A 12,329-nucleotide genomic window follows, 5' to 3' on the forward strand; every position below is an offset into this window, starting at 1 on the left:
CGGCCGGTCCGCCTGCGCGGCGGCCGCCTCGCCGCCCAGCCCCGCGGTGGCCGCCACGCCCGCGACGCCCGCCGCACACTTGAGGAATTCCCGGCGTCGGTCGTCCCGCACAGGGACACGCTCGCCACCGGCCTGATCACGTCTCATCGTCCCGCCATCCTGACTGCGTCATCCGGCACCCGCGTGCCTGCACATACCTGGGCGCGATGGTCTCCGCCCACGACGCGAGGACCGGGACCAACACGGCCGCGGTGCCCGATATCACGCCTGGGGCGGCGAACTGCTCGCCCGAATGGCGCAGGCGGACCGCCCTCCCGCGCGACAGCGGCCCACCGCGCTCCTAGCGTCGGCCCTGTGACCTGCCCGAACACGGCCCCGAACATGGCTTTGCCGGCGGCTGCGTACACGTCTCGATGGAACGTCGGGGCGGTTCGTCTCCCGCCGCGGATCGCCATCGAGCCCATGGACCCCCACACATGAACGCATTCACCGACGAGAGCACAGCCACCGGCGAGGGCACCAAGATCGACGAGAGCGCGCCGGGCGGCCAGAGCGCGCCGGGCGGCGAGGCCTTACCCGCAGAGGGGGACCGACCCGCCGCCCTGCCCGAATTCTCGCTGCGGATCGACAAGGGCCATGCCGAGCCCGAGGAACTCGCCGCGATCACCGTCGTCCTGTGTGCCCAACTCGCGAGCCTGCGCGCCCTCGCCGACCACGACCCCGGCGAGGAGCGCCCGGTCGACCGGCGCGACCCCAGGGGGCACCGCGCCGGCCGCTCCGCCTGCTGGTCGGGCTGCTGGACCTGCAGCTGATTCCCCTGACTCCCCGCAAGCGGACCTGACAGGCGGTCAGCCGAAGAGCGCCGGCAGGACCGACACCACCGGCCGACGAGATCTCGTAAGGGCCGCTTCATTCCCCAGGCGTCGAGCTGATCGCCTGAGGTGTCCACCCCTAGAACGGACGATTCCTGTTCGAAGATCGTCGAGTAGGGTCCGGCGAGCCGGAACAGCGAATCAAGGAGGCCGTTTTCGTGACGGAGGGGCAGGTATCAGCGGGGGCCGACGGGGTCGGCGCGCCGGAAGTGCAGGCGCAGGAGCGACGGCTCCACCGCGACCTGGGGTTCTGGGGGCTGACGGGCATCGGCTTCTCCAACATCGTCGGCTCCGGCTGGCTGTTTGCCGCGATGTACGCGGCGCAGACGGCCGGCCCCGCGGCGCTGCTCTCCTGGATCGGGGCCGGTCTGCTGTGCGGTCTGGTCGCCCTGGTCCTGATCGAACTCGGTGCGTCCCGGCCGGAGGGCGGTGGCACGGTCCGCTGGCCGCTGCTCGCCAGCGGCCGGCTCGTCGGCACCCTCATCGGCTGGTCGACGCTGCTGTCGGTGGGCGGCACCGCGGCCGAGATCAGCGCGATCATGCAGTACGCCGCGCACTACCTCCCGGGCATCTACAACGGCCACACCCTCACCCTCTCCGGGCTGGCACTGGCCGCCGGACTCAGCGTGCTGCTGACCGCACTCAACTGGTTCGCGGTGCGGATGTTCGCCCAACTCAACAACCTGATCTCGGTGTTCAAGATTGCCGTCCCGGTGGTCACCGTGCTCGCGCTGATCGCCTCCGGCTGGCACTCCGGCCGCCTCACGGACCACGGCGGTTTCGCGCCGTACGGCTATGTGGCCTGTCTGACCGCGCTGGCCGGCGGCGGCATCGTCTACTCCGTCAACGGATTCCAGGCCCCGCTGGACTTCTCGGGCGAGACCCGCAACCCCCGCCGGACCATCCCGGTGGCGGTCCTCACCGGCATCGGCCTGGCCGTCGTCATATACCTGGCCCTGCAACTGGCCTACCTGTTCACCGTCCCCGAGCACCTGCTCGGCAACGGCTGGCAGGGAGTCTCCTTCGACTCCCCGTTCGGCCAGCTCGCCCTGATCCTCAATCTGCACTGGCTGTCCAGCCTGCTCTACGCGGACGCGGTGATCTCGCCCGGCGGCTCCGCGTACGTGGGGGTGGCGATCGACGCGCGGCACACCTACGCGCTCGCCAAGAACGGCACCATTCCCCGGTACTTCATGAAGGTCAACGAGCGGTACGGCATCCCGCGCCGGGCGCTGGTGGTCAACCTCCTGGTCATCGTGGTCTTTCTGCTGCCCTTCGGCGGCTGGCAGGACATCGTGAGCGTCATGGGCGACATGTATCTGCTGATCTATGCCGCCTCCGCGGTCGCGGTCGCCGTGTTCCGCGCCGAACCGGGCGGCGGGACCGCCGGCTGGGTGCCGGGGCTGCGCTGGATCGCACCGCTCAGCTTCGTGGTGGCCAGCGAGTTCGTCTACTGGTCCGGCTGGCACGACCTGCGCCTCGCCCTTCCCCTCGTCCTCGCCGGCCTGCTGATCTTCCTGGTCATGCGCCGCCCCGGCGCGCGCGGCGGCATGGCCGCCGTGGAGAGCGACGGCGCCGGCCCGAGCCGCCCGCTCGGCGCCGAACTCCGCACCGGCGCCTGGCTGGTGGTCTACCTGGTCGCCCTGACCATGGTGTCCTGGCTGGGCACCTTCGAGGGCTCCGGCCGGCTGCCGGCCCCCTACGACTCGATCACGGTGGCCGCCCTCGCGCTCGCGGTCTTCTTCTGGGCCGTACGGTCGGGCGTCAAGCACCTGGTGGCGGGCCGGCCCGCCACGGTGTGAGCCGGGCGGCGGCCGGGGATCGCTCTCCAGCCTGTCCGGCTGCGGAGGGTGACGCGCCCGGCGCGCGGCGGCCGGACGCCCGGTCGTCAAGCGGAAGTCGAACCGCGGAAATATGATGAACCGGGAAGCACGGGCTCCCTCAAGAGCCCATAAGGCCAGGTCAGGAGGCCAACGCGGACTGCCGCACGGAGCGTGCCCCCGTTGTGGCCCACACACCGATGCACCTTGGAGCCGTCCATGCTGCGGCGTCGTCCCCCGCGGTCGGCGAGCGCCGACGATCTGCTGACCACGCTCGGGCGGCTGACCGCCCAGGCGCGGGAAGGCGCCGAGAAGCAACGGGCGCGGGTGGAGCTGGCCGAGGCGCTGCAGCGCGAGATGCTGCCGGCCGTGCTGCCGCAGATGCCGGGGCTGCGCACCGCCGCCACCTACGCGCCCGCCCGGCACGGGCTCGACATCGGGGGCGACTGGTACGACGGCTTCCCCCTGCCGGACGGATCGCTCGCCTTCTGCATCGGCGATGTCCAGGGCCACGATGTCGAGGCGGCCGCCTTCATGGGGCAGATCCGCCTCGCGCTCCGGGCCGTCGCCGTCCATGCCGCCGACCCGGGCGAGGTGCTGAGCCGGGCCAACGACCTGCTGATCTCCGTGGACTGCGGGCTCTTCGCGACCTGCACCTTCGTCCGCGTCGACCCGGTCACCTGGGAACTGTCGAGCGCCCGGGCCGGGCACGTACCCGGCGTCTGGGCCACCGTCGACGGGCGGTCCGGTATCGCCGACGACCCCGGGGGCCTGCCGCTCGGCGTCGTACCGGGGGAGGGGTATCCGGTGACCCGCCGCCGGCTGGCCCTGGCCGGGGCGTTCGTCCTGCTCACCGACGGTGTCATCGAGGGGCCGTCGTTCCCGATAGAGGCGGGACTGCAGCAGGTGACCCGGCTGGTCAGCGCCAACGCCGCCGGTGATCCGGCCACGGTGGCCGATGTGGCGATGAGCGTGGCCGAGCTCACCGGGCACACCGATGACGCCGCGGTGATCGCGCTGCGCTTCGACGGGGCGGCGGACAGGCCCGGGTGAAGCGCGGCCGGGCGTGCGTGTCGCGGCCGGCGCCCGGCCGCCGGCGTTGTCTGATGCCTGATGTGGTGCGCACCGAGGAACTCCGTCGTCCTGCACCGGCAGCCCTGACGATCCTCGCCCTCGCCGCCGTCTACTACGGGTCCGCACGGATCGGTCTGCTGGAGCAAGTGGTGGTCGCGGGTGCCGTGGTCACGCCGCTGTGGCCGCCCACCGGCATCGCCCTGAGCGGCCTGCTCCTGCTGGGCCTGTGGATTTGGCCGGGGATCGTCATCGGCACGATCCTGGTGCTCGCGACGCTGACCCGGCCCGATCTCGCGGGGATCGGCGTCGTCATCGGCAACACCCTCGCGCCGGTGTGCGCCTGCCTGATGCTCCGCCGGGTGGGCTTCCATGTCGCACTGGACCGGCTGCGCGACGGGGTGGCGCTGGTCGCCCTCGGTGCCTTCGCCGGAATGCTGATCAGCGCGACGCTGGGCAGCGGCACACAGGTGCTCACCGGTGCGCTGCCGGCCGGGGACTTCTGGCGGACCTGGGTGGCGTGGTGGGTGGGCGACGCGATGGGCGTCCTCGTCATCACCCCGCTCGTGCTCGCCTTCCGCGCGCTCCGGTGGCCCCGGGACATCGCCGCGTACCGGTGGGCCGAGGGGGCGGCTCTGGCGGTCGCGTCGGTCGTGGTCCCGTTCGTGGCGGTCAGGAGCGAGCTCTCGCTGCTGTTCCTGGTCTTTCCGCTGATCATCTGGGCGGCGCTGCGCTTCCAGCTGCCGGGCGCGGCGCCCTGTGTGCTGCTGGTGTCCGTACTGGCCATCTCGGCGGCGACCGGCCGCACCGGACCGTTCGAGGGCCAGAGCCTCCTGGAGGCGATGGTCAACCTGCAGGCGCTCAACGCGTCCGCCGCGCTCACCGCGCTGCTGCTGTCGGCGATCGTCACCGAGCAGCGCGCCATCCGGCGCAAGATCGAGCAGGCCTGCCGTGAACTGGCCGAAGTGGTGGACCATCTCGCGCCGGGGGAGAGCAGACGCCGATGGCCGCCGGACAGCGACAAGGGATGAGCCGATGACCGGCGGGCGCCACCGGGCCGGCCCGTCCCTTCAGCCCGGCAGCAGCTGCCCCAGGTCGTAGCCCACCGGTTCCTCCAGCTGGGCGTAGGTGCAGCTCTCCGGCGTACGGTCGGGGCGCCAGTGGCGGAACTGGGCGGTATGCCGGAACCGGCTGCCCTCCATGTGGTCGTAGGCGACCTCGCACACCCGCTCCGGCCGCAGCGGCACCCACGACAGATCCTTGCCGCCGCTCCAGCGGCTGGGCCCGCCGGGCATCCGCCGGGACGCATGCGCCGCCTCGTCCGTCCACTGCCCCCAGGGGTGGCCCGCGACATCGTCCATCCGCAGCGGCGCCAGCTCGTCGACCAGCGCGCGCCGCCTGGCCATGGGGAACGAGGCGCACACCCCGACATGCTGGAGATGACCGGCGCTGTCGTGCAGACCCAGCAGCAGGGAGCCGACCACCGGCCCGCTCTTGTGCCACCGGTACCCCGCGACGACACAGTCGGCGGTGCGGGCATGCTTGATCTTGAACATGGTGCGGTCGCCGGGCCGGTAGGGCTGGTCGAGCGGCTTGGCGACCACCCCGTCCAGGCCCGCGCCCTCGAACTGGGTGAACCAGCGGTGCGCCAGCTCCTGATCCATGGTCGCGGGCGCGGTGTACACCGGTGGACGGGCCGGCCGCACCGCCTCGACCAGGGCCTCCCTGCGCGCCGCCTGCGGTTCGTGCATCAGCGCATCGGAGCCGAGGGCCAGCAGATCGAAGGCGACGAGGGAGGCGGGGGTCCGCTCGGCGAGCGTACGGACCCGGGAGTCGGCCGGGTGGATGCGCTCCAGCAGTTCCTCGAAGTGCAGCCGGCCGTCGTGGGCGATGACGATCTCGCCGTCGATGACGCAGCGCCGCGGCAGCTCCGCCCGTACGGCCGTGACCACCTCGGGGAAGTAGCGGGTGAGCGACTTCGTGGTCCGGCTGGCGATCTCGATCTCGTCACCGTCGCGGAAGACGATGACGCGGAAACCGTCCCACTTGGCCTCGTACTGCATGCCGGCGGGAATGTCGGCCACCAGCTTCGCGAGCATGGGGGAGACCGGTGGCATGACAGGCAGATCCATGGTCCCGATCCTGCGGGCTGGGGCCGCATCCCGCGCGCCGGAGCGCCCCGGGCCGCGGGCCACCGCGCCTTCCCGGCGCGCGGCAGCACGCGCAGACCCATCGGACAGGGCCTAGCGTGGAGGGATGGCCGGAGGAGCTGTCGAGCTGGATGTCGCGGGGCGCACGGTGCGCCTGTCGAATCCCGGCAAGACGTACTACCCGGAGCGCGGCTTCACCAAGCTGGACGTCGCGCAGTACTACCTCGCCGTCGCGGACGGGGTGCTGCGGGGCCTGCGCGACCGGCCCACCACCATGCAGCGCTTCCCCGACGGCATCGAGGGCGAGTTCTTCTACCAGAAGCGCGCGCCCAAGGGGCTGCCGGACTGGCTGCCCACCGCGCGGATCGCCTTCCCCAGCGGGCGGTTCGCCGACGAGATGTGCCCCACCGAACCCGCGGCGGTGCTCTGGGCGGCCAACCTGGGATGTCTGACGTTCCACCCCTGGCCCGTACGCCGCGCGGACACCGAGCACCCCGACGAACTGCGGATCGACCTCGACCCGCAGCCCGGCACCGACTTCGCGGACGCCGTACGGGTCGCCCACGAACTGCGGGAGCTGCTGTCGGAGCACGGGCTGCGCGGCTGGCCCAAGACATCCGGCGGCCGCGGCGTGCACGTCTATGTACCGATCCTGCCCCGCTGGACGTTCACCGAGGTCAGACGGGCCGCGATCACCGTGGCCCGGGCGATGGAGCGCCGGATGCCGGACCTGGTGACCTCCGCCTGGTGGAAGGAAGAACGCGGCGCAAAGGTGTTCGTCGACTACAACCAGATGGCCAGGGACCGGACCATCGCCTCGGCCTATTCGCTGCGGGCCCGCCCCCGCGCGACCGTCTCCACCCCGTTGCGCTGGGAGGAGCTGTCCGACGCCGCACCCGAGGACTTCGATCTGCGGACGGTCCCGCCGCGGTTCGCCGAACTCGGCGATGTGCACGCCGACATGGCGGATCACGCCTTCGGCCTGGAATCCCTCCTGGAACTCGCCGACCGGCACGCGGCGGAGGAAGGGCTCGGCGATATGCCCTATCCCCCCGACCATCCGAAGATGCCGGGGGAGCCGTCCAGGGTTCAGCCGAGCCGGGCGCGCAAGCACTGAGGACGGGCCGGCGCGCGGCGAGGGCCCCGGGCGAGACGGCGGGGGAGGGGGCGGCGGACAACGGGTCTTCTGTGATACGAGGTACGGGGGCCGGGGAGCAACGGGCTCCGGCACGCGGATGCGCTCCGGTACGCCCATGGGACAGGCGCTCCCTGCCCCGACCCTGCCGCCGCTGCGGCCACCCCGGACCCCGATTGGCGCGCCACAGGTAACCCTGGTCAGACCGACCCCGGCTGCTCATAAGGTCGCCCGCACCTCAGACCGCCACCGCCAGGAGGGCCCCATGGCAGCCGTGGACGCCACAGCCGTCGACCCCGCACCACCGGGACTCAGCAGATTTCTGGGCGCGATAGAACGCACCGGCAATCGGCTGCCGCACCCCTTCTGGCTGTTCTGGATCCTCCTGGCGATCACCGCGGCGGCGAGCTGGGTGATGGCCGCGGCGGGGCTGCGGGTCACCGACCCGGGGACGGGCAGGAGCGTCGCCGTACGCACGGTGCTGTCGACCGACGGTGCACGCGAGTTCCTCTCGATGATCGAGGGCAACTTCGTCACCTTCGGCCCGCTCGCCACCGTCACCATCGTCATGCTGGGCGTCGCCGTCGCCGAGCGCGCGGGCTTCTTCGAGACCCTCGCCCGCAAGGCGCTCGCCCGTGTGCCCGCCACCTCGGTGGTGCCGGCGGTCGCCCTCGCCGGCGCGCTGTCGAAGTTCCTCTCCGACTCCGCCTACATCGTTCTGATCCCGCTGGGCGCCATCGCGTTCCAGACCGTGGGCCGCTCACCCGTCCTGGGCATGATCGTCGCCTTTGTCTCCATCAATGCGGCCGGCGACGCCAATCCGCTGATCGCGCCCGGCGATGCGGCCTTCGCGGCGATGGCGACGGAGGCGGCGCAGACCGTCTCACCGCACACCGTGGTGCGCCCGACCGACAACATGTACTTCACCACCGTGTCGGCGGTCGTCCTGGCCTTTGTGATCACGTTCGTGGTGGAGCGCGTACTGGCCCGTCGCGAGCACACACTGATGCCCGACGATGCCGCGGACGCGACCGCGGCGCCCGGTGAGGGCGTACGACCCGCCCCCGGCCCCCGCGAGATCCGGGCGCTGAAGCTGACGGGCTGGGCGGCCCTCGGCTACTGGGTGCTGATCGCGCTGGCCACCCTCCCGCGGCACTCACCGCTGCGCGCCGCGGACGGTGCGATCGTCGAGTCCCCGCTCTTCGACCACATCGCGCTCTTCCTGTCGCTGTTCTTCCTGGTCATCGGCCTGGTCTACGGCCGGCTCACGCGCACCGTGGCAGCCGGCAGGGACGTACCGGCCTTCATGGCGGACGGACTGCGCTCCATCGCACCGCTGCTGGTGATCTTCTTCGCCGTCTCGCAGTTCGTCGCGCTCTTCAAATGGACGAACATCGGGACCTTCGTCGCGGTCCGTGGCGCCGACGCCCTCCGCGAGCTGGGCGCGCCCACCCTGATCCTCTTCCTGGTGCTGATCGTCGCCGTCGCCGGGCTGAATCTGCTGATCACCAGCGGCCAGGCGCTGTGGGCGCTGGTCGCGCCGGTGCTGGTCCCCATGCTGATGCTGCTGCACATCAACCCGGCGACGACGATGGCGCTCTACCGGATCGCCGACTCCTGTACGAATTCGATCACCCCCATGAGCACCAGCTTCATCCTCACCGTCGGCTTCCTCCAGACCCGCAAGAAGGAGGCCGGCATCGGCACACTGGTCTCCTGCACCCTGCCGGTGGCCCTGGCGATGCTGCTCGCCTGGACGCTGCTGTTCGTCGTCTGGTGGCTGCTGGGCCTCCCGCTGGGGCCGGGCGCTCCGGTGCGCTGACCCCTCCGGATCCGCGCGCGGTGCCTCGGCCACGGCTGACCCGAACGGCGGTAGCCGCCGCGGCGGCGACAGGACCGGATCGGCCTCGCCGTTCGTGCGCCGACGGGGCGGGAAACACCCGCCCCCGGCATGCGCGTACACCGCCCGGACGGGAACATTCCGCACGTGGCGAACGACAGGAAGGTGCCGAGGGCGAACGGCACACCCGCCCTGGCGGAGCGGCGCGACGTCCCGGCGGGAGCGGCGAACGAGACGCTCTCGCCGGCGGCCATGCTCGTCGCGGTGTCGATGACCTTCATCGACCAGACGATCGTCTCCCTCGCGGCCCCGCACATCACCGACGAGCTGGGCCTGTCCACCTCGGGCGTCCGATGGGTCGTCAACGCCTATCTGCTGTCCCTCGCGGCATTCTTCGCGCTGGGCGGGCGGCTGGCCGATCTCCTCGGCCACCGCCGCGTCATGCTCCTCGGCACCCTGGTCTTCGTGATCGCCTCCGCGCTGTGCGGAGCCGTGCCGAAAGGGGATGCCGCACAGACCTGGCTGATCGCCTTCCGGGCCGTGCAGGGCCTGGGCGCGGCGCTGATGTTCCCGGCGGCGCTCGCTGTGGTGGTCATGGTCTTCCCCGTCGAACGCCGGGGCCGGGCACCGGCGCTGTTCTTCGGCCTCTCCGGCGCGCTGACCGCCGTCGGCCCGATCCTCGGCGGCTGGCTCACCACCTGGACCTGGCGAGCCGTCTTCTGGGTCAATGTGCCCCTCGCCCTGATCGCCGTCGTCCTGACGCTGCTGGCGCACATCCCGGCCGACGGCCGCCGCGAGACGCTCGACCGCCGTGGCGCGGTCCTGGTCGCGGCCGGCATGGGGCTGAGCGTGCTCGGGCTTCAGCAGGCCTCCGCGTGGGGCTGGGGCTCAGCCGCCACCTGGACGTGCGTCATCGGCGGGCTGCTCCTACTGATCGTCTTCGTCCGCCTCGAACTGCGCACCGCTCACCCATTGATCGCCATCGGGGTGTTCGGCGACCGCGCCTTCGTCGCCGATATCGCCGTGCTGTTCTTCGCGATGATGGCATTCGTCCCGGTGTTCTTCTTCGCCTCGGTCTACGCTCAGGTCGCGCTCGGCTCCTCGCCGAACGAAGCCGGCCTCTATCTGCTGGTCTTCTTCCTCGGCTTCGGCATCGCCTCGCAGCTCGGCGGCCGGATCCTGGACCGGCGCGGCGCCAAACCGGCCCTCCGCCTCGGCTCCGCGCTCGGCGCCGTCGGCTTCGGGCTGTGGGCGCACAGGATGACGGATCTGTCGCCGGCCGCCCAGTGGCCGTACATCGTGCTGGCCGGCGCCGGCATCGGACTGCTGCTCGCCCCCGCCTCGACCGACGCCGTCAACCGCGCCATCGGCGCCTCCTACGGCGAGGTCACCGGCATCACCCAGACCGTCCGCAACTACGCGGCCAGCGTGGGCCTGGCCGTACTGGGCACGGTGCTGGCCACCGTCACCACCGACCGGATCGTGGCGAGCCTCAAGGACCGCGGACTGTCCACCGCCACCGCGCGCGAGGTGGCCCACAGCCTCACCGAATCCCTCGCCGGACAGGGCGGTGGGCCGCCGCACGGCAGCGGCCCCTCGTCGCTGCTGCCGCCGGAGGTCCTGGACGCGGTCCGCCTGGACTTCGCCCAGGGCAACCGGGCGGTCTTCTACGGGATGGCCGCCGCGCTGGCCGCGGCGTTCATCTGCGCGCATCTGCACCCGGGAACCCGGGTGACGCGGACCCCACCGGATGCGGGCACCACGTGAGCGAACCCGCGATCGACTACGCGGCGGTCTTCCAGGCACTGCCGGGTGGGGTCATGCTGCTCACCCCGCGGTTCATGATCGCCGACGTGAACGAGGCCCTGCTGTGGCGGGCCGGACGGGAACACGGCCAACTGATCGGCCGCTATCTCTTCGACGTCTTCCCCGACAATCCCGACGACCCCGACGCGTCCGGGGTGCGCAACGTCAAGGCGTCACTGGAACGGGTGCTGGCCACCGGGGTGCGCGACACCATGCCGCTACAGCGCTACGACATCGAGGCGCCCGGCCGCCCGGGGGTGTTCGAGGAGCGGTACTGGAGGCCGGTCAACGCGCCCGTCCTCGACGCCGGCGGGCGGGTGGTGCTGATCGTGCACCGGGTCGAGGACGTCACCGAGATCGTCCGGGCCGGTGCCCTCGACCGCGGCGCTGACCGGGACCGGATGGAGGCAGAGCTCTACACCCGTGCCCGGGAGCTCCAGGAGGTCAACGAGCGGCTGCGGCAGGCCCATGCCCGGGAGCGAGAGGTGGTGCTGGCCCTCCAGGAGGCGATGCTGCCCGCGCCCCGGCCCGTGGGGCACCACCGGGCGGCGGTGCGCTACCGGCCGGCGGTCGGTGCCCTCAACGTCTGCGGCGACTGGTACGACCTGGCCGAACTGCCCGGGGACCGGATGGCGGTGGCCGTCGGCGATGTCGTCGGCCACGGCCTGGACGCCGCCTGTGTCATGGGCCAGCTGCGCAGCGCGCTGAGCGCCGCCACGCTGGTCGCCGCGGGCCCCGCCCAGGCGCTGGAGGTGGTCGGCCTCTACGCCCGCTCGGTGGACGGCGCCGAGTCCACCACCGCGGTGCAGGCGATCATCGACTGGACCACGCACACCATCGCCTACAGCAGCGCCGGCCATCCACCGCCGGCCCTGCTGCACCCGGACGGCACGGTCGAGCTGCTGGACCGCGCGACCGACCCGCCGTTGGGGGCCAGGCCCGAGCATGTGGACCGCCCCGAGGCGCACGCCGCCTTCGAGGACGATGCGGTGCTGGTGCTCTATACGGACGGGCTGATCGAGCGCCGCCGCGAGGACATCGACGTCGGTCTGGCGCGGCTGGCCGATGCGCTGACCCGGCACCGGCACGCCGGCCCCGAGGAGCTCGCCGATGCGCTGCTGGCGGAGCTGCTGCTGCCCGGAGGAGCCACCGATGACACGGCCTTGGTCGTCATCCGTCTCTGACCGGGCCACCGACCGGCCCACTTTGCCTTTTCATTACCGCGACTGGAGCAATTCTTGGGGCTGTTGGAGTGGCCGTTCGTCGTGTCTGCACGGTTTTCGGTTCTGCGCGGTACTCATCGCATTGTCAGATTTCCTGCCAAACAGGAGAAACGCAATGCGCAAGTTCATAGGCCGCTCTGTGGCCGCCGCGGCAATCGCCGCCGCCGCCGTCGTCCCGCTCGCCGGTATGGCTTCGGCCGCTCCCCAGACGCAGTCCGCGTCCTCTTCCGGCCACCACGGTCGTCACCACCACCACTGCCACCACCACCACGGCTACGACAACTTCGGCTATGGCGGCTACGGCGGTTATGGCGGCTACGGCCTCTTCGGCCACGGCCTCTTCGGCCTGTGGGGTCTCCTCTGACCCGCAGTAGCACAGTCGGGCCGCCGCAGCGTTCAGCTGCGGCGGCCC

Annotated in this window: 10 protein-coding genes; 9 read left to right on the forward strand and 1 reads right to left on the reverse strand. The window is 71.9% G+C overall.

From position 1 onward, the window contains the following. Positions 1–476 precede the first annotated feature (476 nt). The 4 genes from DY245_RS36475 to DY245_RS36490 all read left to right on the forward strand — a co-directional run bounded on the left by DY245_RS36475 (position 477) and on the right by DY245_RS36490 (position 4,794). Positions 477–812 carry an acyl-CoA carboxylase subunit epsilon gene (locus tag DY245_RS36475; RefSeq protein WP_128511386.1) on the forward strand — a complete coding sequence of 112 codons (336 nt, stop codon included), beginning with the start codon at positions 477–479 and terminating at the stop codon, positions 810–812. A gap of 269 nt (positions 813–1,081) precedes the next feature. Continuing rightward, the gene (locus DY245_RS36480; RefSeq protein ID WP_128511394.1) at positions 1,082–2,674 is read left to right on the forward strand and encodes an APC family permease; all 1,593 of its coding nucleotides are present in this window, start codon (positions 1,082–1,084) and stop codon (positions 2,672–2,674) included. A gap of 237 nt (positions 2,675–2,911) precedes the next feature. Next, on the forward strand, positions 2,912–3,745 hold the full coding sequence (locus DY245_RS36485) for a PP2C family protein-serine/threonine phosphatase (RefSeq protein WP_128511387.1): 834 nt from the start codon (positions 2,912–2,914) through the stop codon (positions 3,743–3,745). A gap of 62 nt (positions 3,746–3,807) precedes the next feature. Next, on the forward strand, positions 3,808–4,794 hold the full coding sequence (locus DY245_RS36490) for an MASE1 domain-containing protein (protein ID WP_128511395.1): 987 nt from the start codon (positions 3,808–3,810) through the stop codon (positions 4,792–4,794). 39 nt (positions 4,795–4,833) lie between these two features. On the opposite strand, the gene DY245_RS36495 is transcribed toward DY245_RS36490, so the two are convergent. Then, complete coding sequence (locus tag DY245_RS36495; protein ID WP_128511388.1) at positions 4,834–5,895, reverse strand: ATP-dependent DNA ligase; 1,062 nt, start codon at positions 5,893–5,895, stop codon at positions 4,834–4,836. A 124-nt stretch (positions 5,896–6,019) separates the two neighbouring features. Here DY245_RS36495 and ligD point away from each other — a divergent pair, with 124 nt between their 5' ends. The 5 genes from ligD to DY245_RS36520 all read left to right on the forward strand — a co-directional run bounded on the left by ligD (position 6,020) and on the right by DY245_RS36520 (position 12,281). Then, positions 6,020–7,030 carry a non-homologous end-joining DNA ligase gene (ligD, locus tag DY245_RS36500; RefSeq protein ID WP_128511389.1) on the forward strand — a complete coding sequence of 337 codons (1,011 nt, stop codon included), beginning with the start codon at positions 6,020–6,022 and terminating at the stop codon, positions 7,028–7,030. A gap of 283 nt (positions 7,031–7,313) precedes the next feature. Continuing rightward, positions 7,314–8,870 (forward strand): AbgT family transporter, encoded by a 1,557-nt coding sequence (locus DY245_RS36505; RefSeq protein ID WP_128511390.1) that lies wholly within the window; start codon positions 7,314–7,316, stop codon positions 8,868–8,870. Between the two features lie 165 nt (positions 8,871–9,035). Further along, on the forward strand, positions 9,036–10,655 hold the full coding sequence (locus DY245_RS36510) for an MFS transporter (RefSeq protein ID WP_425329488.1): 1,620 nt from the start codon (positions 9,036–9,038) through the stop codon (positions 10,653–10,655). Continuing rightward, complete coding sequence (locus tag DY245_RS36515) at positions 10,652–11,878, forward strand: PP2C family protein-serine/threonine phosphatase (protein ID WP_128511392.1); 1,227 nt, start codon at positions 10,652–10,654, stop codon at positions 11,876–11,878. Before DY245_RS36510 ends, DY245_RS36515 begins: the two co-directional genes overlap by 4 nt. 154 nt (positions 11,879–12,032) lie before the next feature. Beyond that, positions 12,033–12,281 (forward strand): hypothetical protein, encoded by a 249-nt coding sequence (locus tag DY245_RS36520; protein ID WP_128511393.1) that lies wholly within the window; start codon positions 12,033–12,035, stop codon positions 12,279–12,281. Positions 12,282–12,329: the final 48 nt, after the last annotated feature.

It is taken from the genome of Streptomyces inhibens, assembly GCF_003389455.1.
Taxonomy (GTDB): domain Bacteria; phylum Actinomycetota; class Actinomycetes; order Streptomycetales; family Streptomycetaceae; genus Streptomyces; species Streptomyces inhibens.

Bases quoted from the DNA above. Each gene is read 5' to 3' on its own strand.
- DY245_RS36505 (WP_128511390.1), top strand. From the start codon at position 7,314: ATGGCAGCCGTGGACGCCACAGCCGTCGACCCCGCACCACCGGGACTC.
- DY245_RS36485 (WP_128511387.1), top strand. From the start codon at position 2,912: ATGCTGCGGCGTCGTCCCCCGCGGTCGGCGAGCGCCGACGATCTGCTG.
- ligD (WP_128511389.1), top strand. From the start codon at position 6,020: ATGGCCGGAGGAGCTGTCGAGCTGGATGTCGCGGGGCGCACGGTGCGC.
- DY245_RS36520 (WP_128511393.1), top strand. From the start codon at position 12,033: ATGCGCAAGTTCATAGGCCGCTCTGTGGCCGCCGCGGCAATCGCCGCC.
- DY245_RS36475 (WP_128511386.1), top strand. From the start codon at position 477: ATGAACGCATTCACCGACGAGAGCACAGCCACCGGCGAGGGCACCAAG.
- DY245_RS36495 (WP_128511388.1), bottom strand. From the start codon at position 5,895: ATGGATCTGCCTGTCATGCCACCGGTCTCCCCCATGCTCGCGAAGCTG.